At 68.5% G+C, this 24,169-nt stretch carries 28 protein-coding genes and 4 tRNA genes; 5 read left to right on the top strand and 27 right to left on the bottom strand.

What is annotated here, in order from left to right; all coding sequences use genetic code 11:
- Nucleotides 1–54 precede the first annotated feature (54 nt).
- Both G510_RS0104670 and G510_RS0104675 read left to right on the top strand, forming a co-directional pair.
- The gene (locus G510_RS0104670) at nt 55–1,254 is read left to right on the top strand and encodes a sensor histidine kinase (protein ID WP_036321939.1); all 1,200 of its coding nucleotides are present in this window, start codon (nt 55–57) and stop codon (nt 1,252–1,254) included.
- A complete protein-coding gene (locus tag G510_RS0104675; RefSeq protein ID WP_029152683.1) occupies nt 1,251–1,961 on the top strand; it encodes a response regulator in 711 nt (236 codons plus the stop codon). Before G510_RS0104670 ends, G510_RS0104675 begins: the two co-directional genes overlap by 4 nt.
- Nucleotides 1,962–2,013: 52 nt before the next feature.
- On the opposite strand, the gene rplA is transcribed toward G510_RS0104675, so the two are convergent.
- The 6 genes from rplA to G510_RS0104705 all read right to left on the bottom strand — a co-directional run bounded on the left by rplA (nt 2,014) and on the right by G510_RS0104705 (nt 6,247).
- Nucleotides 2,014–2,709 (bottom strand): 50S ribosomal protein L1, encoded by a 696-nt coding sequence (gene rplA / locus G510_RS0104680; RefSeq protein WP_211219155.1) that lies wholly within the window; start codon nt 2,707–2,709, stop codon nt 2,014–2,016.
- Between the two features lie 11 nt (nt 2,710–2,720).
- Nucleotides 2,721–3,152: a 50S ribosomal protein L11 gene (rplK, locus tag G510_RS0104685; protein ID WP_029152685.1), complete on the bottom strand. Its 432-nt coding sequence runs from the start codon at nt 3,150–3,152 to the stop codon at nt 2,721–2,723.
- Nucleotides 3,153–3,288: 136 nt separating this feature from the next.
- The gene (gene nusG, locus G510_RS0104690) at nt 3,289–4,254 is read right to left on the bottom strand and encodes a transcription termination/antitermination protein NusG (RefSeq protein WP_029152686.1); all 966 of its coding nucleotides are present in this window, start codon (nt 4,252–4,254) and stop codon (nt 3,289–3,291) included.
- Nucleotides 4,255–4,272: 18 nt separating this feature from the next.
- Nucleotides 4,273–4,536, bottom strand: coding sequence for a preprotein translocase subunit SecE (secE, locus tag G510_RS0104695; RefSeq protein WP_029152687.1), 264 nt, complete (start codon nt 4,534–4,536; stop codon nt 4,273–4,275).
- A gap of 36 nt (nt 4,537–4,572) precedes the next feature.
- Nucleotides 4,573–4,645: transfer RNA gene (locus G510_RS0104700), tRNA-Trp, on the bottom strand.
- Nucleotides 4,646–4,783: 138 nt separating this feature from the next.
- The gene (locus G510_RS0104705; protein WP_029152688.1) at nt 4,784–6,247 is read right to left on the bottom strand and encodes an NAD-dependent succinate-semialdehyde dehydrogenase; all 1,464 of its coding nucleotides are present in this window, start codon (nt 6,245–6,247) and stop codon (nt 4,784–4,786) included.
- A gap of 158 nt (nt 6,248–6,405) precedes the next feature.
- Between G510_RS0104705 and G510_RS0104710 the strand changes: the two genes are divergently transcribed.
- Nucleotides 6,406–7,869, top strand: coding sequence for a PucR family transcriptional regulator (locus tag G510_RS0104710; protein ID WP_029152689.1), 1,464 nt, complete (start codon nt 6,406–6,408; stop codon nt 7,867–7,869).
- 92 nt (nt 7,870–7,961) lie between these two features.
- Nucleotides 7,962–9,161, top strand: coding sequence for a pyridoxal phosphate-dependent aminotransferase (locus G510_RS0104715; protein ID WP_029152690.1), 1,200 nt, complete (start codon nt 7,962–7,964; stop codon nt 9,159–9,161).
- Nucleotides 9,162–9,165: 4 nt separating this feature from the next.
- Here the strand turns inward: G510_RS0104715 and G510_RS0104720 are convergent, their stop codons facing one another.
- From G510_RS0104720 to G510_RS18200, 14 genes are all read right to left on the bottom strand, one after another.
- Entirely contained in the window at nt 9,166–10,278 is a 1,113-nt protein-coding gene (locus G510_RS0104720) for a UDP-N-acetylmuramate dehydrogenase (protein WP_029152691.1), read from the bottom strand.
- The gene (locus tag G510_RS0104725; protein WP_029152692.1) at nt 10,275–10,682 is read right to left on the bottom strand and encodes a MaoC/PaaZ C-terminal domain-containing protein; all 408 of its coding nucleotides are present in this window, start codon (nt 10,680–10,682) and stop codon (nt 10,275–10,277) included. Before G510_RS0104725 ends, G510_RS0104720 begins: the two co-directional genes overlap by 4 nt.
- A complete protein-coding gene (locus G510_RS0104730; protein WP_036321942.1) occupies nt 10,679–11,128 on the bottom strand; it encodes an FAS1-like dehydratase domain-containing protein in 450 nt (149 codons plus the stop codon). Before G510_RS0104730 ends, G510_RS0104725 begins: the two co-directional genes overlap by 4 nt.
- Before the next feature lie 9 nt (nt 11,129–11,137).
- Complete coding sequence (locus tag G510_RS0104735; RefSeq protein ID WP_029152694.1) at nt 11,138–11,929, bottom strand: sulfite exporter TauE/SafE family protein; 792 nt, start codon at nt 11,927–11,929, stop codon at nt 11,138–11,140.
- 64 nt (nt 11,930–11,993) lie between these two features.
- Nucleotides 11,994–12,857, bottom strand: coding sequence for a hypothetical protein (locus tag G510_RS0104740; RefSeq protein ID WP_051216346.1), 864 nt, complete (start codon nt 12,855–12,857; stop codon nt 11,994–11,996).
- Nucleotides 12,854–13,552, bottom strand: a complete 699-nt coding sequence (locus G510_RS0104745) for a response regulator (protein ID WP_029152696.1) — start codon at nt 13,550–13,552, stop codon at nt 12,854–12,856. The genes G510_RS0104740 and G510_RS0104745 overlap by 4 nt, the downstream gene beginning before the upstream one ends.
- A complete protein-coding gene (locus tag G510_RS0104750) occupies nt 13,540–14,799 on the bottom strand; it encodes a sensor histidine kinase (protein ID WP_029152697.1) in 1,260 nt (419 codons plus the stop codon). Before G510_RS0104750 ends, G510_RS0104745 begins: the two co-directional genes overlap by 13 nt.
- 116 nt (nt 14,800–14,915) lie before the next feature.
- Entirely contained in the window at nt 14,916–16,187 is a 1,272-nt protein-coding gene (locus G510_RS0104755; RefSeq protein WP_029152698.1) for a GmrSD restriction endonuclease domain-containing protein, read from the bottom strand.
- A 76-nt stretch (nt 16,188–16,263) separates the two neighbouring features.
- Nucleotides 16,264–16,425, bottom strand: a complete 162-nt coding sequence (locus G510_RS18195) for a hypothetical protein (RefSeq protein ID WP_157560406.1) — start codon at nt 16,423–16,425, stop codon at nt 16,264–16,266.
- Nucleotides 16,426–16,554: 129 nt separating this feature from the next.
- Nucleotides 16,555–16,628 (bottom strand) — tRNA-Met (locus tag G510_RS0104765).
- Nucleotides 16,629–16,650: 22 nt separating this feature from the next.
- A tRNA-Thr gene (locus G510_RS0104770) sits at nt 16,651–16,722 on the bottom strand.
- Between the two features lie 85 nt (nt 16,723–16,807).
- Nucleotides 16,808–17,911, bottom strand: a complete 1,104-nt coding sequence (locus tag G510_RS17425; RefSeq protein WP_051216348.1) for a M23 family metallopeptidase — start codon at nt 17,909–17,911, stop codon at nt 16,808–16,810.
- Between the two features lie 140 nt (nt 17,912–18,051).
- Entirely contained in the window at nt 18,052–18,861 is an 810-nt protein-coding gene (locus G510_RS0104780; protein WP_029152699.1) for an inositol monophosphatase family protein, read from the bottom strand.
- 22 nt (nt 18,862–18,883) lie between these two features.
- A complete protein-coding gene (locus G510_RS18200; RefSeq protein ID WP_051216350.1) occupies nt 18,884–19,741 on the bottom strand; it encodes a hypothetical protein in 858 nt (285 codons plus the stop codon).
- Nucleotides 19,742–19,926: 185 nt separating this feature from the next.
- On the opposite strand from G510_RS18200, the gene G510_RS0104790 reads away from it, so the two are divergent.
- Nucleotides 19,927–20,008: transfer RNA gene (locus G510_RS0104790), tRNA-Tyr, on the top strand.
- 145 nt (nt 20,009–20,153) lie between these two features.
- On the opposite strand, the gene rplQ is transcribed toward G510_RS0104790, so the two are convergent.
- The 7 genes from rplQ to G510_RS0104825 all read right to left on the bottom strand — a co-directional run bounded on the left by rplQ (nt 20,154) and on the right by G510_RS0104825 (nt 24,160).
- Nucleotides 20,154–20,825, bottom strand: coding sequence for a 50S ribosomal protein L17, sunset domain variant (rplQ, locus tag G510_RS0104795; protein ID WP_029152700.1), 672 nt, complete (start codon nt 20,823–20,825; stop codon nt 20,154–20,156).
- 35 nt (nt 20,826–20,860) lie between these two features.
- A complete protein-coding gene (locus tag G510_RS0104800) occupies nt 20,861–21,853 on the bottom strand; it encodes a DNA-directed RNA polymerase subunit alpha (RefSeq protein ID WP_029152701.1) in 993 nt (330 codons plus the stop codon).
- 141 nt (nt 21,854–21,994) lie between these two features.
- Complete coding sequence (gene rpsK / locus G510_RS0104805) at nt 21,995–22,393, bottom strand: 30S ribosomal protein S11 (protein WP_029152702.1); 399 nt, start codon at nt 22,391–22,393, stop codon at nt 21,995–21,997.
- Between the two features lie 26 nt (nt 22,394–22,419).
- The gene (gene rpsM / locus G510_RS0104810) at nt 22,420–22,794 is read right to left on the bottom strand and encodes a 30S ribosomal protein S13 (protein WP_029152703.1); all 375 of its coding nucleotides are present in this window, start codon (nt 22,792–22,794) and stop codon (nt 22,420–22,422) included.
- A 132-nt stretch (nt 22,795–22,926) separates the two neighbouring features.
- Entirely contained in the window at nt 22,927–23,043 is a 117-nt protein-coding gene (gene rpmJ / locus G510_RS0104815; RefSeq protein ID WP_029152704.1) for a 50S ribosomal protein L36, read from the bottom strand.
- A gap of 61 nt (nt 23,044–23,104) precedes the next feature.
- Nucleotides 23,105–23,323, bottom strand: a complete 219-nt coding sequence (infA, locus tag G510_RS0104820; RefSeq protein ID WP_029152705.1) for a translation initiation factor IF-1 — start codon at nt 23,321–23,323, stop codon at nt 23,105–23,107.
- Nucleotides 23,324–23,473: 150 nt separating this feature from the next.
- A complete protein-coding gene (locus G510_RS0104825) occupies nt 23,474–24,160 on the bottom strand; it encodes a DsbA family protein (protein WP_029152706.1) in 687 nt (228 codons plus the stop codon).
- Nucleotides 24,161–24,169 lie beyond the last annotated feature (9 nt).

The raw sequence follows: 24,169 nt of genomic DNA on the forward strand, positions 1-24,169 counted from the left end.
ATCCATAGGGAGGGACGGGCGATGGCCTGGTGGCGACGAACGCGCAGCGCGCGAGTGACGCTCTTGCTCCTTCCGACGCTGATCGTTCTCCTCTGCGTCGGCGGTACCGCGGCGATCGCCGTCTCCGTGCAGCGCGACAGCATCCGCGACGCGACCGCGGAGCGCGTCTCAGACGTCGCGTCGGGCCTCGCGGACCTCCAGCAGGTGCACGCGGCGCTCGTGGCCCCTGACGACTCCCCTGCCGCGGCCGCGCTGCAGCCGCTCGCGAGTCTCGTCGAGCGCGCGGCCGGTGTCGACTACGTCGTGGTCATGGACCTGGACGGAGTGCGCCTGACCCATCCGACCGCCGCCGAGCGCGGGCTGGTCGTGTCGACCGACAGCTCCGACGTGCTCGCGGGCGAACACGTTCTGGAGATGGACGACGGCACGATCGGACGCACGCTTCGTGCGAAGGCGCCGGTCATCGACTCGAACGGCGTCGTCATCGGTGCGATCTCGACCGGCATCCTCTCCTCGCGGATGTCGCAGGACTTCGAGGACGTCGTGCGTCAGCTGTTGCCGTGGACCGGCGGTGCACTCATCGCCGGTATGGTCGCGAGCACGGTGCTGACGACCTCGATCCGGCGCCGGCTGCGCCAGCACGACGAGGCGACGCGCGATCTCGAGAGCACGGCGCGGATGTCGCGTGCGCTGCGCGAGCAATCGCACGAGTTCGACACGCGCCTCCATGTGATCCGTGGACTCGTCGCGCATGGGGACAGCGCGGAGGCACTCGCATACATCGACCAGACGACCACCGTGCACGCCGCGCCTCAGGATTCGGAGTTCACGGGCCAGCCTCTGCTGCGCGCAACGATCGAGGCGCTCGGCGCCGAGCTCAGCGCGCTCGATTCCCGGCTGGAATCGGATGTCGACGTCGCGAGCGACGTCGATGATCAGGTGCTGCTCGTCGTCGCGAACCTCTGCCGCAACGCGGGTGAGGCAGGCGCCGCACGCGTGCGTCTGACTCTGCGAGAGTCCGACGGTCGATTCGTGGGGGTCGTCGACGACGATGGCCCGGGCATCGCACCCGAGACTGCGGCTCGGCTGTTCGCGCGGGGGTACACGACCAAGGCCGATCCTTCCGGCACCGGTCGGGGAATCGGCCTCGACATGGTGCGACGCGCGGTCGCTGCCCGCGGCGGATCGGTCGAGGTCTCCTCCCCCGAGTCGGGCGGCACGCGCTTCGCGTTCGACATGAAGGTCGGCCGATGACCCCCGCGCTCCGCGTGCTCATCGTTGACGACGATCCGCACGCACGCGCCCTGCACGCCCGTTTCGTCGCCGAGCTCGACGGCTTCACGGTCGCAGCGAACGTCGGTACGGGGATCGCGGCGATCGCGGTCGGCAGTCGCGAGGACATCGATCTCATCCTGCTCGATCTGCGCCTGCCCGACGTGAGCGGAATCGAGGTGCTGCACCGGATCCGCACTCAGAGCACATCGCCGCCCGACGTGATCGTGATCAGCTCCTCCCGCGATCAGATCACGGTGCGCCAGGCTCTCGCGGGTCGCGTCGCGGGCTACCTCATCAAGCCTTTCTCGCAGGAAGTGTTCGCCCACCGACTCGCTGTCTACCGGGACGAGCGGATCGCGCCCGATCCGTCGGAGCGCGATGAACAGCTCGCACAGAGCGAGGTGGATCGCCTGCTCGCTACGGGACGCGTGCGGGTATCGCCTCAGGCGGCGTATCCGAGCCCGCCGAAGGGCATCTCGGCTGTGACGCTCGAGCGCGTTCGGGCCTCGCTCGACCCCGTCGTTGCCGCCTCGGCGTCCGACATCGCCGAGCGCTGCGACATGTCGCGAGCGAGCGCGAGGCGCTATCTCGACCATCTCGTCGGAGAGGGCACTGTGGCGCGCTCGCACCGGTACGGCAAACGAGGCCGGCCCGAGGTGCTCTACCGCTTTGCGCCCGGTTCGTGAAACGCGAAGAACCCCCGGTGCGATGCGCCGGGGGTTCTTCGTATGACGGGTATCAGACCGCGAGGCCGCTCACGTCGAGCGGGATGCCCGGGCCGAACGTGGTCGACACGACACCCTTCTGGATGTAGCGTCCCTTCGCGCTCGACGGCTTGAGGCGCACGACCTCGTCGAGAGCTGCGGCGATGTTCGCGTCGAGCTTCTCGGCGTCGAACGATGCCTTGCCGACGATGAAGTGGAGGTTCGCGTGCTTGTCGACGCGGAACTCGATCTTGCCGCCCTTGATCTCCTCGACCGCCTTCGCCGGGTTCGGCGTCACGGTTCCGGTCTTCGGGTTCGGCATGAGGCCACGGGGACCGAGCACCTTACCGAGGCGACCGACCTGGCCCATGAGCTCCGGAACGGCAACAGCCGAGTCGAAGTCGGTCCAGCCGTCAGCGACGCGCTGGATGAGCTCGGCGCCGCCGACCTCGTCGGCACCGGCGGCGATGGCGGCCTCAGCCGCGTCGCCGGTCGCGAACACGATGACCTTGGCGGTCTTACCGGTGCCGTGCGGCAGCATGACGGTGCCGCGCACCATCTGGTCAGCCTTGCGCGGGTCGACCGCGAGCTTCAGCGCGACCTCGACGGTCGAGTTGAACTTCTTCGAGCCGAGCTCCTTCGCGAGAGTGACGGCCTCGGTGGGCGTGTAGAACTTGCCCTCTTCCACCTTTGCGGCGGCAGCGTTGTAAACCTTGGACTTAGCCATTATCTTCGATCCCCTCAGCCCTCAACCGTGATGCCCATGGAACGGGCAGTGCCGGCGATGATCTTCGACGCAGCCTCGAGGTCGTTCGCGTTCAGGTCGGCCTTCTTGGTCGTGGCGATCTCCTCGACCTGGGCCTTCGTGAGCTTGCCGACCTTGACGGTGTGGGGCGTGCCCGAACCGCTCTTGACGCCCGCTGCCTTCTTGATGAGCTCAGCGGCCGGCGGGGTCTTCAGGATGAACGTGAAGCTGCGGTCCTCGTAGACGGTGATCTCCACGGGGATGACGTTGCCGCGCTGCTGCTCGGTCGCCGCGTTGTACGCCTTGCAGAACTCCATGATGTTCACGCCGTGCTGACCGAGCGCGGGGCCGATCGGCGGGGCGGGGTTGGCCTGGCCGGCCTGGATCTGGAGCTTGATCAGCCCCGAGACCTTCTTCTTCGGTGCCATTGGGTTTCCTTTCGTCGAACACACGCCGAGTGCGTGTGCTCTCCCACACCCGAAGAGGTGTGGTGTCTATGGGCGCGTCGAAACGCGCAAACTCAAGAAGTATACGCCAAGCGGCGCTGAACAGACCCCGAGGGGGTCAGTTCATCTTGGAGACCTGGTCGAACGACAGCTCGACAGGCGTCTCGCGCTCGAACAGGGAGACGAGCACCGTGAGCTTGCCGCTCGCCGGGTTGATCTCGCTGATCGTGCCGGGAAGACCCGCGAACGAACCGTCCTTGATCGTGATCGTCTCGTTGACCTCGAAGTCGATCTCGGCGGCGATCGTGCGGCTCTGGTTGATGACCTTCGCCTTCTGGTCGCCCGCGGCAGCCTTCTCGGCCTCGCGCAGCTCGGCCAGCGGCTTGAGCATGTTGAACGCCTCTTCGAAGCGCAGCGGCGCGGGGTTGTGGGCGTTGCCCACGAATCCGGTGACGCCCGGCGTGTGGCGAACGACCGACCATGTGTCTTCGTTCAGCTCCATGCGCACGAGCACGTAGCCCGGCACGCGCACGCGCGTGACCATCTTGCGCTGGCCGTTCTTGATCTCGACGACATCTTCCATCGGAACTTCGATCTGGTAGATGTCTTCCTCGACCTCGAGCGTCGACTTGCGCTGCTCGATGTTGGCCTTGACCTTGCGCTCGAAGCCGGCGTACGAGTGGATGACGTACCACTTGCCCTCGAGCGTGCGCAACTCGGCGCGGAACTCGGCGTAGGGGTCTTCGTCCTCTTCGGCCGCGTCCGGTTCAGCCGCAGCGTCGTCTGCCGTGGCCTCGCCGTTCTCGGCGGCGTCGTCGTTCAGGACCTCGGCGGCCGCCTCTGCCTCAGCGGTCTCGTCGATGTTGAGTGCGTCGTTCACGATCGCGTCTGCCTCCGGGTCTGCGATAGAAATTTCTTCGCCGTCTGCGAGGCCTTCGCCGTCGACGTGCATCGCCCGGTTCTCGGCGGCGTCGCTGGCGTGTTCGTTACCTTCGAGGACGTTGCCGGTCTGGGCCTCGTCCTCTTCGCTCGATTGCTCGGCCGCGGGGGCCCAATCGGCGTCGTCGAGATGTTTCTCGGACACGGTTCTGCCTCTTTCGTCTTAGTTCGGGACGCCGAAGACGACGTCCACCACCATCTGGAAGACCGTATCGAGCCCGAGGATGAGCGCGATCATCACCACAACGAACCCGAGCACGACACTCGTAAACTTGACGAGCTCCTTGCGGGTCGGAGTGACGACCTTGCGGAGCTCTCCGATGACCTCACGGAAGAAGATCACGATCCGCGCAAAGAAGTTCGGCTTCTTGGCGGCGCTCGCGCCCCCCGCAGCGGCGGCCATGCCGCCCGCTCCACCCTCGGTCATTCGTCACCTTTCGTGAGTCAGCGTATTGCTGACGCGCAGGGCGGACAGGAATCGAACCTGCAACCTGCGGTTTTGGAGACCGCTGCTCTGCCAATTGAGCTACCGCCCTAGAGCCTGCCGGCCCGTGGTATTCACACCGCGTCCGCCTCCGTTGCACGGCGAAGGATGCAGTGAATAACTGCTCTAGAAAGCATACGGCATGCCGGGAGGGGGCGCGAACTCGCGCCCCCTCCCGCGCGTGCCACGTCTACGCGGTCGGCAGCAGCGTGTATTTCGTCGCGAGGTACTCGTGGATCCCCTCGAGCCCGCCCTCGCGGCCCATGCCCGACTGCTTCACGCCGCCGAACGGCGCCGCGGCGTTCGAGACGACGCCCGCGTTGAGCCCCATCATGCCCGTGTCGAGGCGCTCGATCATGCGGTGCCCTCGGGCCAGATCCTCGGTGAACACATAGGAGACGAGGCCGTACTCGGTGTCGTTCGCGATCTCGATCGCTTCCTCCTCGGTGCGGAACGTGATCACGGCGAACACCGGGCCGAAGATCTCCTCGTCCATGATCGCCGCGTCGCGGCTGAGGCCCGAGACCACGGTGGGCTCGAAGAAACTGCCGGGTCCGTCGATCCGCTTGCCGCCGTGCACGAGGGTGGCGCCCTTTGCGACCGCGTCCTCGACGAGATCCGAGGCCTTGTCGACGGCGTCGGAATCGATGAGCGGGCCGATCTGCACGCCGTCCTCGGTGCCGCGCCCGATCTGCATCGCCGCCACGCGCTCGGCGACCCTCTTCGTGAACTCGTCGGCGATGTCCTCGTGCACGATGATGCGGTTCGCCGCCGTGCAGGCCTGGCCGATGTTGCGGAACTTCGCCGCAAGGGCGCCCTCGACGGCTTTGTCGAGGTCGGCGTCTTCGAACACGACGAACGGGGCGTTGCCGCCGAGCTCCATCGAGACGCGCAGCACGTTCTCGGCGGCCTGCGCGATGAGGCGCTTGCCCACCGGGGTGGATCCGGTGAACGACAGCTTGCGCAGGCGGTCGTCGCCGATGATCGGCGCGGACACGCGGCTCGAGCTCGACGAGGTGACGACGTTGACGACGCCCTTCGGCACGCCCGCCTCCTCGAGGATCTGCACGAACAGCATCGTCGTCAGCGGCGTCAGCTGCGGGGGCTTGATCACGGTGGTGCAGCCCGCGGCGAGCGCCGGGGCGATCTTGCGCGTCGCCATCGCGAACGGGAAGTTCCACGGAGTGATGAAGAAGCACGGGCCGACGGGGCGCTGGGAGACGATCATCTGCCCCGTGCCCTCGGGGGTCGACCCGTACCGGCCCGAGATGCGCACGGCCTCTTCGCTGAACCAGCGCAGGAACTCGCCGCCGTATCCGACCTCGCCGAGCGACTCCGACACAGGCTTCCCCATCTCGAGCGTCATGACGAGCGCGAGGTCGTGCTTCCGCTCCTGCACGAGTTCCCATGCGCGGCGCAGGATCTCGCTGCGCCGGCGCGGGGCGGTCGCCGCCCACTCGGCCTGCGCATCGACGGCGGCGTCCAGAGCGCGCGTGGCGTCGTCGGCCGTCGCATCGGCGACCTGGGCGATCACCTCGTTCGTCGCGGGGTCGCGCACGTCGAGGGTCGCGCCGCCTGTGGCATCCACCCACTCGCCGGCGATGAACAGCTTGCCGGAGATCGTGCTCAGCAGCGCGCGTTCGACATCATTCATGGAGTCGTTCCCTTCGTCGGGGCGGTCGCCGGTCGACAGCGACGGCGAGAATGGATCACGCGGACGTGCTCACGTATCGAGAATACGAACGGTTCGGCCGCGCGGTATCGTTCATGACGTCTAATCTTCGCCGTTGAATTAGACACCTTGGAGGAACGATGCCCGAACCCACGCTCGGTGCGCTGCTCGAGCGGCGCGATCTGCACCTCCGCCTCGTCACCACCGTCCCCCGCGCTCGCCTCGATGCCGAGCTCAGGTGGGTGCACAGTTCGGACCTGCCGGATCCGTCTCCGTTCCTCGACGACCACGTCGCTCTGCTCACCACTGGATCGCAGTTCGACCGCACGAGCGCTGACGAGTACGTCGACCGCCTTGTCTCCCGCGGCGTGCAGGCACTCGGATTCGGAATCGGGGTCGTCACCGCGAGGATCCCTGCCGACCTCGCCATTGCCTGCGAACGCGCCGGGCTGCCGCTGTTCGAGGTGCCGTATCGCACGCCGTTCCTCGCGGTCTCGCGCGCCTGTGCCGACGCCGCGGCGGCTCACGCGTTCGCCCGGCGCAGCTGGGCGCTCTCGGCGCAGCGATCGGTCTCGCTTGCGGCGCTGCGCGACGATCCGCTGCCCGCGGCGATCGGCGAGCTCGCTCGCCAGCTCGGCGCGTGGGTCGGGCTGTTCGACGCCGGCGGCGATGTCGCGGTCGCGCGCCCCGACGACCTCCCCGCCGCGGCGAGCGCCCAGCTCGCTCATGCCGTCAGCGGCATGCTCGACGCCGGCGTGCCCTCGGCCGACACTCTCTCCGCGGGCGGATCCGATTTCCAGGTGCAGACGCTCGGCCGCGGAGGTGCGCTGCGCGGTGCGCTGGCGATCCGCGGAACCGACGTCGACCAGGAGGCGCGCGCGGTCATCACCACTGTCGTGGCGATGGCGGGGTTCGCACTCGAACGCGCCTCCGACCTCGCCTCCGGGCACGCGGCGCTGCGCGCCGGAGTGCTGCGCGCGCTCACGGGTGGCGACGTTGAACTCGCCCGCTCCATAGCCGTTGCGGCATGGGGCTCCTTGCCTGCCGAGCCCGTGCGTGCAGGGGTGGTCTCGGGACGTGAGGTTGATCTTGTCGACTATCTCGAGGCGCGCGCCAGCCACGCGCCGGGCTCGATCTTCTTCGCGCCGGACGGCGACCGCACGGTGATCCTGCTGGGTCCGGGCGAGGATGCGCCGGAGCCCGTCTGGACGCGGTTCGGTGCGCCGGTCGGCCTCTCGCGTCCGACCACCTACGCGCGCCTCGGCGCCGCGATCGACGAGGCGCGCGCGGCCGTGCCGTCAGCGGGCGTCGCGACGTACTCCCCCGGATCTGCAGACCTGTTCCGGTCGGCGGGCCCCGACCAGCTCGCCGCCGCCCGCGCGCTGCTCGAACCCCTGCGGCTCGCCGGCGGATCCCTCGACGAGCACCTGCGCGCCTGGCTCGATCACGATGCGTCGAACGACCGCACGGCGGAGGCGCTCGGCATTCACCGCCATACGGTGCGCGCGCACATCTTGCGGGCGGGGGAACTGCTCGACCTCGACCTGTCGTCGTTCGCAGGACGGGCGAGCGCCTGGACCGCACTGCGCGTGTGCAGCGAGTGACGAGCGGGGTGTCGCCTCTCGACAGCGGGGCCGCGTACCCCTTGTGGGCGGCGACACGCGACGAATCGCCCCGCGATCGTTACGCTGAGACGGTGACTGAACGCGCATCGCTGTCCCAGAAGATCTCCGCCATCGCCGAGTCGGCGACCCTCAAGGTCGACGCCAAGGCGAAGGCCCTGAAGGCCGAGGGCCGCCCCGTCATCTCCTACGCGGCCGGCGAGCCCGATTTCGCGACCCCCGCGCACGTGGTCGACGCCGCGCGCGCCGCGCTCGACGATCCCGCGAACTTCCGCTACTCCCCCGCCGCGGGCCTGCCGGCCCTGAAGAAGGCGATCGTCGACAAGACCCTGCGCGATTCGGGCCTTGCGGTCGAGCCGAACCAGGTCGTCGTCACCAACGGCGGCAAGCAGGCCGTGTACCAGGCGTTCCAGGTCATCCTGAACCCGGGCGACGAGGTGCTGCTGCCCTCGCCGTACTGGACGACGTACCCTGAGGCGATCCAGCTCGCCGACGGCGCCCCCGTCGCGGTGTTCGCCGGCGCCGACCAGGACTACAAGGTCACGGTCGACCAGCTCGAGGCCGCGCGCACCGAGAAGACCAAGGCGCTCGTGTTCGTCTCGCCGTCGAACCCCACCGGATCCGTGTACACGCCCGAGGAGACCGAGCGGATCGCGCGCTGGGCGCTCGAGCACGGCGTGTGGATCCTTACGGACGAGATCTACCAGAACCTCACGTACGACGGCATGCGCGCCGTATCGATCGTCGAGGCGGTTCCCGAGGTCGCCGGCCAGACGATCCTGCTCAACGGCGTCGCGAAGACGTACGCCATGACGGGGTGGCGCGTCGGCTGGATGGTCGGCCCCGCGCCCGCGATGAAGGCCGCCGCGAACCTGCAGTCGCACCTCACGAGCAACGTCAACAACATCGCGCAGCACGCCGCGATCGCCGCGCTCACCGGCCCGCAGGATGCCGCCGAGGAGTTCCGCGAGGCCTTCGACCGCCGCCGCACGCTCATGGTCGACGAGCTGTCGAAGATCGACGGCGTGAACGTGCCGGTGCCGAAGGGCGCGTTCTACGTGTACCCCGACGTGCGCGGGCTGCTCGGCCGCGAGTGGAAGGGCCGCCGGATCGAGACGACGCTCGAGCTCGCCGACCTCATCCTCGACGAGGTCGAGGTCGCGGTCGTGCCGGGCGAGGCCTTCGGCCCGAGCGGCTACCTGCGCCTCAGCTACGCCCTCGGCGACGACCAGCTGCTCGAGGGGATCCGCCGGCTGCAGGCGCTGTTCGCGTAGGGCCCTAGAGCTCGACCCCGACGAAGACCGGTTCGGGATTCAGCTCGATGCCGTACTCGGCGGCGACGCGGGTGCGCACGAACCGGGCCAGCTCCGCGATCTCCTCGGCGCTCGCGCCGCCGCGGTTCGTCAGCGCGAGCGTGTGCTTGGTCGACAGGCTCGCGCGCGAACCCGGCAGCGCGAACCCCTTCGGCAGCCCCGAGTTCTCGATCAGCCACGCCGCGCTGACCTTCACGAGGGCGGGCTGCGGCACGATCGGCGCGACCTGGCCGTCCCACGTCGCGAGGTCGAACACCTGCTCCTGCTCGACCTCGGGCTCGAGGGGGTACGTCGGGCACCCGTCGGGAAGCGCGCGCGCGATGTCGTCGGACACGATGGGATTGTTGAAGAAGCTGCCGGCGCTGCGGGTATCGGCGTCGTCGGGGTCGAGCACCATGCCCTTCGCCCGGCGGATCTGCAGCACGCGCTCGCGCACGTCCGCCAGCGCGACGGCCTCATCGGCGGCGAGGCCGAGCGCGCTGCGGATGCGCGCATCGGCGACGGGCCGCGGCTCCGTGCCGACCACGCGCAGGTCGAGGGTGACCCCCACGATGACCGCGCTGCGCTCCGGCACGGACCCGTAGTGGCGCTTGAGGTCGGACGTGCGCGGCCCGAGCCCGAGATCGCCGGCGGGAACCGTGACGATCTCGGAGGATCCCTCGTCGATCAGGTCGACCGACACGAGCGTCTGCACGATCTCCTGGCCGTACGCGCCGACGTTCTGGATCGGGGCAGCCCCCGCGGTTCCGGGGATGCCGCTCATCGCTTCGACGCCCTGTAGGCCCTGCGAGACGGCCCACGCGACGAAGTCGTCCCAGTTCTGGCCGGCCTCGATCGCGACCCGCTGGTATCCGTCTGCCGCGCCGTCGACCGGCGCGTGACCGCCCGTGAGAATGCGGATCACGGTGCCGTCGAACTCCTCGTCGCCGACGAGCAGATTGGATCCGCCGCCGAGCACGAACCACTCCTCACCCCAGACGTCCTGGAGCGCCGCGAGCAGTTCGTCGCGCGTGCGGACGTCGACCATGCGCGCGGGCTCGGCCCCCACACCGATCGTCGTCAGATCGGCGAGCCTCACGCCACCACCACGACGGCCTGGGCCTTGCCGAAGACCTTGTCTGAGCCGGTTGTGACGGCCAGGTCGATGCGCGCCGTGCCGTCGTCGTTCACGGCGCCGACCTTCGCGACGTACGTCACCTCGGCGCCCTCGTCGGCGTCGACCAGGACCGGCTTCGTGAACCGCACGACGTACGAGCGGATCAGCGCGGTGTCGCCGATCCACTCGCCGAGGATCGAGGATCCGATGCCCATCGTGAGCATGCCGTGGGCGAGAACGCCCGGCAGACCGACGCGCTGGGCGACGTCGTCGCGGTAGTGGATCGGGTTGAAGTCGCCCGACGCGCCCGCGTACCGGACGAGGGATTCGCGGCTGAGGTGCACGGTCTTCTCGGCGACGACGTCGCCCTTGGCGAGAGTGATCACTCGTTCTCCGATCCGATGAGCAGGGTCGACGTCGCGGTGAGCACGAGCCCGCCGTCGGCGTCGGTGACGTCGGTTTCGCTCGTGACCATCGCACCGGATCCCATGGCGCGCACGCGCGTGACGCGCAGTTGGCCGGTGAGCTCGTCGCCGGCGACGATCGGGCGCTGGTACGCGAACTGCTGGTCGGTGTGCAGGGCGCGCTCGAGAACGATGCCCGAGGTGGGATCGTTCAGCAGCTGCTGCAGGGTCTGATCCGCGATGACCATCGCGAAGGTCGGCGGCGCGACGACGTCGGCGTAGCCGGCCGCGCGGGCCGCGTCGACGTCGGTGTGCTGCGGCGCGGTGGCGAAGACCGCACGCGCGAACTCGCGCACCTTCTCGCGCCCGACCAGGTAAACGGGGGTCGGGGGGAACGTGCGCTCTAAGAGGTCCGGGTTCACACTCACCCCTCGATCCTACGAGCTGCGGCGCCCCCGGATCGCTTTGAGGGCCATCTGCACGCCGATGACGACGAGGAACGCGATGAACAGAAGGTTCGCGGTCGACGGATCGAGCAGGGCGGCGACGAGCGCGCCGAGCGGGGTCGTGAGGAGGGTCGCGGCCGCGACGGCACCGGCCGCGACGAAGTCGATGTTGCCGTTCTTCGCGTTGCGCAGCGCGCCGGAGATCGTGGTGGGGATCATCATGAGCAGCGATGTGCCCTTCGCGACGAGGTCGCTCGTGCCGAACAGCACGATGAGCACGGGGACGACGATCACGCCGCCGCCGACACCGATGAGGCCCGACAGGATCCCCGTGACGACGCCGATCCCGACGAGGGCGACGGCGAGCCAGGCGTCGAGCGGCACGCCCGCGCCGCGCTCGGGGACGACGAGGAACAGCGTCACGATCATCACGGCGATGAAGCCGACGAAGATCCAGCGGACGACGGTTTCGCGGATCACGTGCAGCAGGTGCGCGCCGATCTGCGCGCCCGCGATGCCGCCCGCGGCGAGCAGGAGGCCGGCGATCCAGTCGACCTCGTCCTGGGCGGCGTAGGCGATGACGCCGATCGCGGCGGTGACGACGATCGAGGCGCCGGAGGTGCCGGAGGCGATCTTCTGCGAGAACAGCGCGAACGTGACCAGCAGCGGAACGATCACGGTGCCGCCGCCGACGCCGAACAGTCCCGACATGAAGCCGGAGACCAGGCCGATGACGACGAATGTCAGGATCGCGCGCGGGCCACGGGCACGAACGGCGTTCATCACCTGATCACCCTACCGGCCCGCGGCCCGTGCCCCCGACCTCGGCCGGAGACACGGGCGCGGGTCAGCCCGCGGAGAAGGTGACGTTGCCCGCCGCCACCTCGACGTCGATCGTGCGCCGGGCATCGTTCGCCTCTTGGAGATTCGAGTCGACGCTGCCGGCAGACCTGTCGATGGTCATCCGGTACGGCACATCGGGCACCTGCATCTCGACGGATCCCGCCGAGACATCGAGGTCGATCGCCTCGGGGGCATCGCCGCCGCGGAAGTCGCCGTACAGCCCGCCGGCCGACACCTGAAGGGTCACGGTGCGCAGGTCGGCGAGCTCGATGATGCTGCGCCCGGCCGACATGTCGCCTTCGAGGGACGTCGCCGTGCCCTCGAGCTCGATCTCGCCCGCGCTCAGCTCGTAGACGACCTCGCCGAGCGTCCCGTCGACCGCGAGCGAGCCCGCCGACACGTCGAGGTCGGCGTCGATGCCCTCGAGCGATTCCGGCAGCACGAGCGTGGCGCGCTGTTCGCCTCCCCAGTTGAAGAACCCGAACCACTGCTGCTGCGGCGACGAGACGACGAGATCGTCGCCGTCGCGCTCGAAGGTCCACTCGCCCCGGGTCGATTCGTAGTCGAGGCGGGCCTCGGATCCGCTGCCGAAGGCGACGTCCACGTCGCCGGCGCCGACGTCGACCTTCAGCGAGGAGACCCCGTTGACGGGAAGCGTTGCGGATCCGGACCCGCCCGTGGCGGAGAACATCGTGGATCCGATCGCGCCGATCGCGGTGGTCGCGCCACCGAGCAGCAGGATTCCGCCGCCGAGCACGCCTATTGTGATCGCGAGCGCGCGCGTGCCGGAGCGGGTCGTGCTCGATTGCTGGGGCGGGGCCCCTTCCGGGGTGGGAGGAGCGGGCGGTGCGAGCGTGTCGTTCGTCATCGGTTCATTCCGTTCTGGTGCGACGTCGGCCCGACGGGGGCCTGCGGTGCGGTGGCATCGATATGGGCGAGCACGGCGAGCACGCGGCGGTTGCCGGTGGCGTCCTGCTCGAGGCCGAGCTTCGAGAAGATCGACGTGATGTGCTTTTCGACGGCGCCCTCACTGACGAAGAGGATCCGTGAGATCGCACCGTTGGACTTCCCCTCCGCGATGAGGGCGAGCACGGCGCGCTCGCGCTCCGTGAGCCGGGAGATCTGCTCGTCGCGAGAGCGCCTCGTGAGCAGCTGCGCGACGACCTCGGGGTCGAGCACCGTGGCGCCCTCGCGGATCCGCTCGATCGATTCGAGGAACTCGGCGACGTCGGTGACGCGGTCCTTCAGCAGGTAGCCGATCGCTCCGCCCGGCTGGGCGATGAGGTCGGCCGCGTAGCGCTCCTCGACGTACTGCGAGAACACGAGCACGGCGAGCGACGGATCCTGCCCGCGGAGGGCGATCGCCGCGCGGAGGCCCTCGTCGGTGAACGTCGGCGGCAGGCGCACGTCGACGATCGCGAGGTCGGGGTCGAGATCCGCGGCCTCGTTGAGAGCGCGCGAGGCGTCGGGCAGGGCGGCGACCACCTCGTGGCCGGCGTCGGCGAGGAGCCGCACGAGGCCCTCGCGGAGCAGGACGGAATCTTCGACGATCAGGATGCGCATGGCACGCTCACTTCCAGGGAGGTCGGGCCGCCCGTGGGGCTGTCGAGCCGCGCGGTGCCGCCGATGGCGGTGATTCGATTCTGGATGCCGTCGAGGCCGCCGCCGGGGAGCACGCGCGCCCCGCCGATGCCGTTGTCCTCGACGCGGGCCCACAGCTCGCCGCCGTCGGGGCGGCCGCGCACCGTGACGCGTGCCTCGGTGGCGCGGGAGTGCTTGGCGGCGTTCGTGAGCGACTCGGCGATCGCGAAGTACACGGCGGCCTCGGCGTCGCGGCCGGCCCGGGTGGGCATGCGCACGTCGAGCGAGACGGGGATGTGGGACCTGCTCGCGACGGCGCTGAGCGCCGCGTCGAGCCCGCGGTCGTCGAGGACGGACGCGTGGATCCCGCGCGCCAGCTGGCGCAGCTCGGTGATCGCGGCCTTCGTCGACGTGTGCGCCTCGGCGACGAGCGCCTTGGCGGCGTGCGGATCCGTGTCGATCTTCTGCTGCGCGAGGCCGAGCGTCATGCCCACGGAGACCAGGCGGGGCTGGACGCCGTCGTGCAGGTCGCGCTCGATGCGGGTGCGCTCGACGTCGCTCGCGCGGATCGCGTCGGCGCGCTGCGTGGACGCGTCGCGCGCGGCGGCGGCCAGCTGGGCCTCGCGGATCGGGGCGATCAGCACGCGGGCGAGCACGCCGTGCAGCATCGCGAGGCCGACGAGCCCGGCGAGCGAGAGGATCGCGACAACGATGCCGACCGCAGGGGCGACGGCGACGCTGTAGGTGAAGCCGATCATCTCCACGACCCCGCCCGATGCGTACAGCGGCGAGAACGCGATGGCGATCGCCTGGACGATGGCGGTGGCGAGGAAGAACGCGATCCAGCCGAGCACGGTCGCGATCGCGAGGTGGGCGACGGCGCGCCACATGCCGCCGTCGACGAACTGCAGCCAAACGGTGTGGAGGAAGCCGGAGAAGCCGCGCTTCGGCGAGCGCCGGGCGCGCAGCATCGGCATGCCGAAGCCGTACAGCCCCTCGACGCGAGCCGTCTCGAGGTAGGCCGCGCCGAAGAGGACGTAGACGAAGCCGAGGAGGAACAGTGCGCCGATGCCGAGCACGAGAGCGAGGCCGAGGCCCGTCGCGAGCAGGATGGACAGGAGCGTGAACACCGCGGTTCCGTAGAAGCCGAGGAACACGAGGTGGGCGGCGGCGCCGAGCAGCCTCAGCGGCGTGTGCACGCGAGGCGTCGGCGCGGGTATCGAGGTCATGCTTCAAAGCTACGGAACCTCGGCCGCGAGCACAGCCGGGGCGACCACCGGAACGGGAGGGGGATATCCCCCGGGTGCTCTTTAGTCGCTATTCGCTAGTCGTTATTCGCTGCTTGTTACTCGCAGCCGATGCCGTCGCCGTCGCGGTCGAGGTGCTTGGCGTAGCCAGGATCTCCGACACGGATCGGCGCCGCGCCCGCTTCTCGGACGGCGGTGCAGTTCTCGTAGGAGACGTGCTCGGGCTGCTCTACCGGGGCGGGTTCTTCGACCGGAGCCGGGGGTTCCTCGACGGGTGCCGGGGGCTGCTCGACCGGGGCCGGGTGCTGCTCGACCGGCGCTGGGGCTCCCCCGCCGCCGGAGGCGAACGCGGGCTGGTCGGGGCAGGTCTCGAGCACGCGCTGCATGGCGTCGCGCTCGGCCGGCACGACCCAGAGGCCGTAGGCGGCCTTGGTCGAGACCTGGCGCGCGATGTACTCGCAGCGGAAGCCCTTGTTGCTCGGCAGCCACGAGGCCGCGTTGCTGTCGCTCTTCTGTCCGTTGGCGGATCCATCGGACGCCCGCAGGTTGACGGGATCGTTCGCGAGCGCGATCCGCTGCCCCTGCGACAGCTGCTGCGCGCCCGTGCGCCACGCGTCCTTGAGGGCGACCACGTGGTCGATCTGCACGAGGATCGACGTGTTCACGCCGCGCTGGAAGTCGATCTGCGCGCCCGTGTAGGGGTCGTCGAAGTGGCCGGTGAGCACGGTGCAGGATCCGTCGAGCGCGAGGTTCGTGAGGTCGCGCTGGAGGATGTCGTTGCGGGTGTCGCAGCCGTTGCCGTCGACGTCGATCCAGGACTCGCCGAAGTGGCCGACGCGGTCGTAGCCTGTGCCGGGCGCGGATCCCTTGACGGGGAGCGTCGCGAGGAGCGCGAGCGCGGTGCCGGACTCGGCGGTGATCTCCTCCGCGGGCGGCACCTGTGTGGGGGTCGGTGTCGGCGTCGGCGTGACGCTCGGTGTCGGGGTGGGCGTCGCGGTCGGCGCCTCGCTCGCGGTCGGTGTTGGGGCGGGACTGCTCGTCTCGGTGACCACCGGATCCGCCGCGGCAACGGGAGCATCATCCTCGGCATTGCTGCCGAGCAGCGCACCCGCGGGAATCGTGAGGACGATGGACGCGATCAGAGCACCCGTGGCCCAGCGCCGCGACGGGAGGTTGAGCGCGCCGGGACGATTCGTGATCAGCGTGAACAGCGCGCCGAGGAACGCGACGACGGCGACCGCGGAGAGCAGCCCGCCGAATCCCTCGGCGGCGATCATGATGACGAGCACGATCCCGATGGGGATCCACCACCCCCACCGCGGCACGAGGGGCGTGCGCGGCGAGGCGCTGTCGAGGGCGCGGCGAGACAAGGCGACTCCAGGGGAAGGTGCGGCCGCGTCGCGAGATTCGCCCTACGCGGGTACGCGGGCAGTATGCCACGCGACTCTATTCTGCCGGATAGAGGCTCGATCCCCCGCGCTTCGCGCGGTACAGCGCCTCGTCGGCTCGAGCGAACGCGGCCTCCAGCTCCTCACCGCGCTCGCGCTCGACGGTCCCTGCGCTCCAGCTGGTGGCCGCGACGACCGCGATACCAGCTAACCTGCGCATCGCTCTCCCCCGTGCGGCCGCGTCTCAGCTGACGCGCGAACCGGCCAAATGGTTCGTCGGCTGCCCCGTCGAGAGGGAGACCCACTCGAGAAGAACGTCGCGTCGCTCGAGAGATCGAGGGAGATTATGTAGCAGGAGCGGGGCTTGAACCCGCGACCTCACGATTATGAGTCGTGCGCTCTCACCAACTGAGCTACCCTGCCGCAGAACACTTTTCAATGTCCGAGCCCCGAGTCAGGATTGAACTGACGACCCCTTCCTTACCATGGAAGTGCTCTACCACTGAGCTATCGGGGCGTTGGCCCACAAGTGGGCAACCAGAAAATACTAACAAACCGAACGCTGGGGATCGAATCCGCGCCGACCGGGCGCGGCGCGACCCTTACTCTGCGGAGAAATCAGCTCCGAGCAGGTCGAGCTCCTGCTGCTGGACCTGCGCTTCCTCGTCGTCCGAGTAGTGCGTGCCCGCGTGCTCCGACAGCCAGGGCAGCGGATCCACGGCCGTGCCGTTGTACCGAATCTCGAAGTGCAGGTGCGCACCGTAGGAGCGACCGGTGTTGCCGGTGTTGCCGATGACGTCGCCGACCTCGACCTTCTGCCCCTCGACGACCTTCAGCGAACCGTACTGCATGTGCGCGTAGTGGCTCGTGACGGTCTTGCCGTCGATCACGTGATCGATGTACACGTTCACGCCGTATGCGCCACCCGCCTCGGTCGCGGTGCGCACCACGCCGTCGGCGATCGCCTGGATCGGTGCGCCCTCGCCCGGCGTGAAGTCGACGCCCTCGTGCATGCGGCCCCAGCGGAACCCGAACGGCGAGCTCATGCTCGTGCCCACCGCGAACGGGTACTGGATGTCGGCGCTCACGTCGTTCTGGAAGAACGCGCCCGAGGTGCTGATGCCGTCGGCCTGGCCGATCTTCGTGATCGTCGACGCCTCGTAGCCCTCGACGGGCGCCATCTCGGCCGCCTGGACGTCCTCGCCGGCGACGAAGCCCTGAAGCTGCGTCTTCGCGTCTGCACTGGCATCGACAATGGCCTCGTCCGCCGCGGCCGCCTCGGTCGCAACGGGCGACGGGGCGAAGAACGCCGCGGTGGCCATGGGGATCGACGTGCCGAACGCCATCAGCGCGACCGCTCCGACTGCCGTCACGGACGCCGCCGCGGCGACGAAGCGACGCACCGGCTTGTGGAACAGGCCGGGACGGGCCGGCTCGTCCGCGCGGCGACGAGCGGCGCGGCTCGGCTGCGGGGCCTGCACGGACTCGACGCGCTGCTGCTCGCCGGTGAAGTTCAAGGCTTCCGCAGCGGCCGCGAACGCGTCGCGCTGGGCGCGTGCTCCGGATCCTGCGGAAGGGACGTCCTGCGCGGCCTGCTGCTGGGTCCGCGACTGCTGCTCACGTCGTGCGCGACGGGTCGTCGCGCGCGCGGAGTCGTCTGACGCCACGGGCGTGACAGCCTCGGGCGTCTGGCGGTGAGAGGTCAAATTGAGCGCACTTTCGTCCTGCGGTCCGCATGCGGAGCGGGATAAGGGGGAGTGAGCGTTCCATTGCGGGGGAGCAAAGTAACGAACAGGTAACTAGGCTACGACATCTTTGCTGATAACGCCATTCAGGAACCGGCGTTTCAGTTGACGGAACGCACGCGATCCGCGATGCTCGCCGCCAGGTCGGCGTGGGCCGCGATCGTCATGCGCCGCCCAAACGGATCCTCGGGCAGTTCGACGACGGATCCGCCCGCTTCTGCGACGATCAGGCTGCCCGCCGCGAGATCCCACGACTTGAGGCCGCGCTCGAAATACGCATCCAGGCGACCCGCCGCGACGTAGCTGAGGTCGACGGCGGCGGCGCCGATCCGGCGGACGTCGCGCGCGAGCGGCATCACGGCTTGCATGGTGGCGATGTCGCCGGCGTGCGTGGCCGGGTCGTACCCGAGACCCGTGCCGATGAGCGCGCCGGCGGGGTACTCGCTCGCGACGTGCAGCCTGGACGTGCCCGACGCGCTCGCCACGCGGGATCCCTCGCCGCGCGCCGCGTCGAACGTCTCGCCGAGCGCCGGCACGTCGACGGCACCCGCGAGCGCCTCCCACGTCGCGAAGGTGACTCCCCCGCGCACCGCCGCGATACTCACGGCGTAAGACGGCATGCCCGACGCGTAGTTGACGGTGCCGTCGATCGGATCCACAACCCACGTGATCCCCGAACGACTCTCGGATGCCGTCGATTCCTCACCGAGGAATCCGTCATCCGGACGCTCGGCCTCGAGACGCGCGCGGATGAACGCCTCGACCTCGCGGTCGGCCTCCGTGACGATGTCGGCGAGCGTCGACTTGCTCGCGGCGATGCTGACGCCCTCGGCGCGGCGACGGCGGGCGAGATCCCCCGCTTCTCGGGCGATGTCACGGGCCAGGTCACGAAGATCGATTTCCACGTTCATGCGTCCACGCTACCCGCGGCCGCTACGGCGCCGGCGGAGCCGGATGCTGCGGACCGGGGTTCGGGTGGTGCGGGGCCTGGGCCGGCGGCGAGCCGAACGAGCGCGCTCCGGGCGACGGAACCCCCGTGCGCAGCGCGTCGAAGTCGGGTTGGCCGTCGGGCAGCATCGGCAGCGGCGTGACACCGTCGCGATACGTAGGCCACGGGAGCGTGCGGGCGGCTTCGACGTGCGCGGCCAACCGCTTCGGCCCGAACATCGCGGTGATGAGCGGAATCAGAGCCGTTCCCACCGCGCCGAGGATCGCGAGCGACACCATGATGCGGCCGTACATGTCGGGGTAGTCGAAGTACGTCGGCAACGTCAGCGGAACGAGCGCCATGAACAGCAGCGCGACGACGAACACGCTCGTGATCACGGTCAGCGTGCGGGTGAAACCCGTCACGTGACGGCGGTGCGCACGCCACACGATGCGCTGGTGCAGCACCGTGAGCTGCACGAACAGCACGATGAGGATGAAGAACCACACCTTCACGACCACGAACACGTTCTCGGCCGGCACCCAGATCAGCGTAAGCGCGCACAAGAGCACGAGCACCCACGACAGCATGCTGACGAGCACGAGCCACGAGGTGCGCCTGGGAGCGAGCTGCGCATCCATCAGCGACATTCCCGCGAACGCCGCCAGCGCGATGATCGTCAGGAACGCCTTCGGGATCACGTCGCCCTCGGGCGAGAGAAGCACCCAGAACACGCAGAGGATCGCCCCCGCGATGAGCGCCCCGATCGCGACCCACATGACGCCGCGCAGAAGCGGCGGGATCCCTGCTGATTCTTCGGGCGCAGCGGCCCCCGGAGTGTGCTGCGGATACGATGCGGTCATCTCTCCCCCTCGGATGAGTCTGATGTCCATATCCTGTCATCGAACGCATGCCTCGAACGGTACGAACGCACATCTGTGGATAACGAGGCACGCCCGGAGACCGGGATTTTTCTCACATGTTCGGTGTGGGTATGATGGTTAATCGCGCCTCCGGTCGGCTGAATAAGTTGGACGGGTGCGCACCTGGCAAGTTGCCCGAGCGGCCAAAGGGAGCTGACTGTAAATCAGCCGTCATCGACTTCACTGGTTCGAATCCAGTACTTGCCACAGAAGCCCCGGATCTTTGATCCGGGGCTTTCCGCATTCCTGAGCCGTCCTGCGACCGCTCCGTTTCCCGGGGCGGTTCAGGGCCCGGGAGCGCAGAAATGCCCCGCACCTCCCGGAGGAGGGGCGGGGCATTTCTCAGGCGGAACTAGCTGGCGAAGCCCTCGGCCTCGGCAGCTGCCGCGTCGCGGAAGTACACGTCGGCCTTGACCTGCGCGTAGCCGGGTGCGCCGGGCTCGTAGAACTTCTTGGTCGAGCTCTTGCCCTTGACCTCGAAGCCCTCCGGGGCGGATCCGTCTTCGTTCGGCTCGGCGGAACCGGCCGCGTCCGAAGCGGCGGCTTCCGCCGGCGCTGCGTCCTCAGCAGGAGCCTCCTCGACGGAAGCCTCCTCGACCGGGGCCTCCTCGACCGGAGCCTTCTCAGCCTTCGGAGCCGAGTCGGTCCTCTTGGCCTTCGGCGTCACGGGCTCGAGAACGAGCTCGATGACACCCATGGGGGCGTTGTCGCCCTTGCGGAAACCGACCTTGATGACGCGGGTGTAACCGCCCTGACGGTCGGCGACCAGCGGCGCGATCTCGGTGAAGAGAACGTGCACGGCTTCCTTGTTGCGAAGAACCGCCATGGCGCGACGGCGGGACGCGAGGTCGCCGCGCTTCGCGAACGTGACGAGGCGATCGGCAACCGGACGCAGGCGCTTGGCCTTCGACTCGGTCGTCTTGATCGACTTGTTGATGAACAGCGCCGATGCAAGGTTCGCGAGGATCAGGCGCTCGTGGGCGGCACCGCCACCGAGGCGGGCACCCTTCGTGGGCTTAGGCATGTCTCAATACTCCAGTATCGAAAGAGTCGGATGGATCAGAGCGTCTCGTCGTTCTCGTATCCGCCGTAGAAGTTCGACCCGTCGAAACCGGGCACCGAATCCTTCAACGACAGACCGAGCGAGATGAGCTTGTCGCGCACCTCGTCCACCGACTTCTGTCCGAAATTGCGGATGTTCATGAGCTGCGTCTCCGAGAGGGCGACGAGCTCGCTGACCGTGTTGATTCCCTCGCGCTTGAGGCAGTTGTACGAGCGAACCGACAGGTCAAGGTCCTCGATGGGCATCGAGAGCTCGTTCGAGAGCACCTCGGCGACGGGCGCCGGGCCGATCTCAATACCCTCAGCCTCTTCGTTCAGCTCGCGCGCCAGACCGAACAGCTCGACGAGCGTGCGTCCGGCCGACGCGACAGCGTCGCGGGGAAGGATGGAGGGCTTCGACTCGACGTCGAGCACGAGCTTGTCGAAGTCAGTGCGCTCGCCGGCACGCGTCGCCTCGACGCGGTAGGCGACCTTGACCACGGGCGAGTAGATCGAGTCGACCGGGATCTGGCCGGCCTCGGCGTACTCGTTGCGGTTCTGGCCCGCCGAGACGTAGCCGCGACCGCGCTCGATCGTGATCTCGAGCTCGAACTTCGCTTCCTCGTTGAGGGTCGCGATGACGAGCTCGGGGTTGTGGATCTCGACACCGGCCGGAGCCGAGATGTCGGCGGCCGTGACCTCGCCCGCGCCGGTCTTGCGCAGGTAAGCGGTGATCGGCTCGTCGCGCTCGCTCGACACGACGAGCTGCTTGACGTTCAGGATGATCTGGGTGACGTCCTCGACGACACCGGGGATCGTGCTGAACTCGTGCAGGACGCCGTCGATGCGAATGCTCGTGACCGCCGCGCCGGGGATCGACGACAGCAGGCTGCGACGCAGCGAGTTGCCGATCGTGTAGCCGAAGCCGGGCTCGAGCGGCTCGATGACGAAGCGGCTCCGGTACTCGGAGATCTTTTCCTCGGTCAGGGTAGGACGCTGTGCAATGAGCACTATGTGTTCCTTTCGATCAAGTGCCCGCTATATGACACTTGGTGAATGAGGTCTTGAATTGTGACTCCTGCGCGACGCGCAGTGGGAACGGCTTTTCGCCGGGGCGGGGCGACGGATCGCTCCGCCCCGGCGAGAGGCAGATCAGACGCGGCGGCGCTTCGGCGGACGGCAGCCGTTGTGCGCCTGCGGCGTGACGTCCGAGATCGAACCGACCTCGAGGCCTGCCGACTGCAGCGAACGGATCGCCGTCTCGCGACCCGAGCCCGGGCCCTTCACGAAGACGTCGACCTTCTTCACGCCGTGGTCCTGCGCCTGACGCGCGGCGGACTCGGCGGCCATGCCTGCGGCGTAGGGCGTCGACTTGCGCGAGCCCTTGAAGCCCACGCCACCCGACGAGGCCCAGCTGAGCACAGCGCCCGACGGGTCGGTGATCGAAACGATCGTGTTGTTGAACGTCGACTTGATGTGGGCCTGGCCCAGTGCGACGTTCTTCTTCTCTTTGCGGCGCGGCTTGCGCGCTGCGGACTTCGGTGTAGCCATGGTGTTCTCCTAAACCCCTACGCGCCTTAGCGTGCCTTCTTCTTACCTGCGACGGTGCGCTTCGGACCCTTGCGGCCACGAGCGTTGGTCTTCGTGCGCTGACCGCGCACGGGCAGGCCACGGCGGTGGCGGATACCCTGGTACGAACCGATCTCGACCTTGCGGCGGATGTCGGCAGCCACCTCGCGGCGGAGGTCACCCTCGACCTTGTAGTTTCCGTCGATCGCGTCGCGAAGCGCGATGAGCTGCTCGTCGGTCAGATCCTTGACGCGGATCGACTCGTCGATGCCCGTCGAAGAAAGGATCTCGACCGAGCGGGTGCGGCCGACACCGTAGATGTACGTGAGTGCGATCACCACGCGCTTATCGCGCGGGATGTCAACGCCGGCAAGACGTGCCATGCGGTTCTCCTGTGTGTTTGTGGAGGTATGGAGCAAGATCGGTGCCCGGGCCTCCGACCCGAGGTGTCCCCCGCTGATGCGGGTTCTGATCCTGCCGTGTGTGTTGAGTTATAAGCCTTGCGGCCCGTAACGTCAGCCCTGGCGCTGCTTGTGGCGCGGGTCAGCCTTGCAGATGACCATGACCACGCCGTGACGACGGATCGTCTTGCAGCTGCTGCAGATGCGCTTAACGCTGGGGTGAACCTTCATGATGTTCCTTCAGATCGCTGTCTTCGTGCCCGGATGGGCCGTTACTTCTCGGCCGAGCCGATCAGCGGTAGCGGTAGACGATTCGCCCTCGCGTGAGGTCGTACGGGCTGAGCGCCACGACGACACGATCCTCGGGAATGATGCGGATGTAGTTCTGCCGCATCTTGCCGGAGATCGTGGCAAGCACCTTGTGACCGTTCGTGAGCTCAACGCGGAACATCGCGTTGGGCAGCGACTCGGACACCGTGCCTTCGATTTCGATGACACCGTCTTTAGCCATATACTCGCTAACCTTCTGAGCAGACCGGCCGGTCTGCGGTAAATGGGGATCGGATCCGTCGAACGCGGAAACGCGCTCGACAAGACGCCAAAGATCAATACTAGACGACACGCCCAGGTCGATCAACCTGGGCGTGTCGCGCAGGTGGTATCAGTCGAGGTTCGCGACGATGTCGGCCTGGGCGTCGAAGCCGCCCTGCGGCGAGACGAACTCGTCGTTGACGAGCATCGTCGGCGTCGCGCGCCCCTGCATGCCCGGCATGATCGGCATCGCGTCGAGCTGCTCGGCCACGAAGTCGCGGTAGGTGCCGTCGGTGATGCAGCTCGCGGCACCCTCTGCCCCGGCCTGCTCCGCGTACTTCACGAGCTCGTCGTCGTCGAGACCCGTGGTCCCCTCGGCCGGCTGGTTCTTGAACAGCAGGTCCATGAACGGGAAGAACGCGTCACCGTTGTCTTCGGCCACGCAGTACGCCGCATTCGCCGAGCGCGAGGAGTACTCGGTGCCCTGCGACTGGTTGTCGAGCATGCCCATCGGGTGGATCTGGAGGGTGATCGTGCCGTCCGTGATGAGCTCCGACAGCGTGTCGTTGTACGCGTCGTGCGCCGGGTTGCAGATCGGGCACATGAAGTCGATGTACTCGGTGACCGTCTGGTCTCCGTCGCCCACCTCGATCGCGCCGGTCTCCTGATTGACGACGCCCGCCGCGGGGGCCGTCGCAGGCTCGGAGGCCTGCCGGTTCATCAGGTACACGACGATGCCGACGGCGACGACGGCGACGACCACGATGATCGAGACGACGATCGCGAAGACGCTCCGGTTCTTGGCTGCTGCTGCCATGGGGGTTCT

The sequence above is a fragment of the Microbacterium gubbeenense DSM 15944 genome (assembly GCF_000422745.1).
GTDB lineage: Bacteria > Actinomycetota > Actinomycetes > Actinomycetales > Microbacteriaceae > Microbacterium > Microbacterium gubbeenense.

Excerpts from the sequence above, each read along its gene's own strand:
- G510_RS0104675 (WP_029152683.1), top strand. The coding sequence starts at position 1,251 with ATGACCCCCGCGCTCCGCGTGCTCATCGTTGACGACGATCCGCACGCA.
- rplK (WP_029152685.1), bottom strand. The coding sequence starts at position 3,152 with ATGGCACCGAAGAAGAAGGTCTCGGGGCTGATCAAGCTCCAGATCCAG.
- secE (WP_029152687.1), bottom strand. The coding sequence starts at position 4,536 with ATGACCGAGGGTGGAGCGGGCGGCATGGCCGCCGCTGCGGGGGGCGCG.
- G510_RS0104705 (WP_029152688.1), bottom strand. The coding sequence starts at position 6,247 with ATGAATGATGTCGAACGCGCGCTGCTGAGCACGATCTCCGGCAAGCTG.
- G510_RS0104710 (WP_029152689.1), top strand. The coding sequence starts at position 6,406 with ATGCCCGAACCCACGCTCGGTGCGCTGCTCGAGCGGCGCGATCTGCAC.
- G510_RS0104735 (WP_029152694.1), bottom strand. The coding sequence starts at position 11,929 with ATGAACGCCGTTCGTGCCCGTGGCCCGCGCGCGATCCTGACATTCGTC.
- G510_RS0104740 (WP_051216346.1), bottom strand. The coding sequence starts at position 12,857 with ATGACGAACGACACGCTCGCACCGCCCGCTCCTCCCACCCCGGAAGGG.
- G510_RS0104745 (WP_029152696.1), bottom strand. The coding sequence starts at position 13,552 with ATGCGCATCCTGATCGTCGAAGATTCCGTCCTGCTCCGCGAGGGCCTC.
- G510_RS0104750 (WP_029152697.1), bottom strand. The coding sequence starts at position 14,799 with ATGACCTCGATACCCGCGCCGACGCCTCGCGTGCACACGCCGCTGAGG.
- G510_RS18195 (WP_157560406.1), bottom strand. The coding sequence starts at position 16,425 with ATGCGCAGGTTAGCTGGTATCGCGGTCGTCGCGGCCACCAGCTGGAGC.
- G510_RS0104780 (WP_029152699.1), bottom strand. The coding sequence starts at position 18,861 with ATGAACGTGGAAATCGATCTTCGTGACCTGGCCCGTGACATCGCCCGA.
- G510_RS18200 (WP_051216350.1), bottom strand. The coding sequence starts at position 19,741 with ATGACCGCATCGTATCCGCAGCACACTCCGGGGGCCGCTGCGCCCGAA.
- rplQ (WP_029152700.1), bottom strand. The coding sequence starts at position 20,825 with ATGCCTAAGCCCACGAAGGGTGCCCGCCTCGGTGGCGGTGCCGCCCAC.
- rpsK (WP_029152702.1), bottom strand. The coding sequence starts at position 22,393 with ATGGCTACACCGAAGTCCGCAGCGCGCAAGCCGCGCCGCAAAGAGAAG.
- rpsM (WP_029152703.1), bottom strand. The coding sequence starts at position 22,794 with ATGGCACGTCTTGCCGGCGTTGACATCCCGCGCGATAAGCGCGTGGTG.
- rpmJ (WP_029152704.1), bottom strand. The coding sequence starts at position 23,043 with ATGAAGGTTCACCCCAGCGTTAAGCGCATCTGCAGCAGCTGCAAGACG.
- infA (WP_029152705.1), bottom strand. The coding sequence starts at position 23,323 with ATGGCTAAAGACGGTGTCATCGAAATCGAAGGCACGGTGTCCGAGTCG.
- G510_RS0104825 (WP_029152706.1), bottom strand. The coding sequence starts at position 24,160 with ATGGCAGCAGCAGCCAAGAACCGGAGCGTCTTCGCGATCGTCGTCTCG.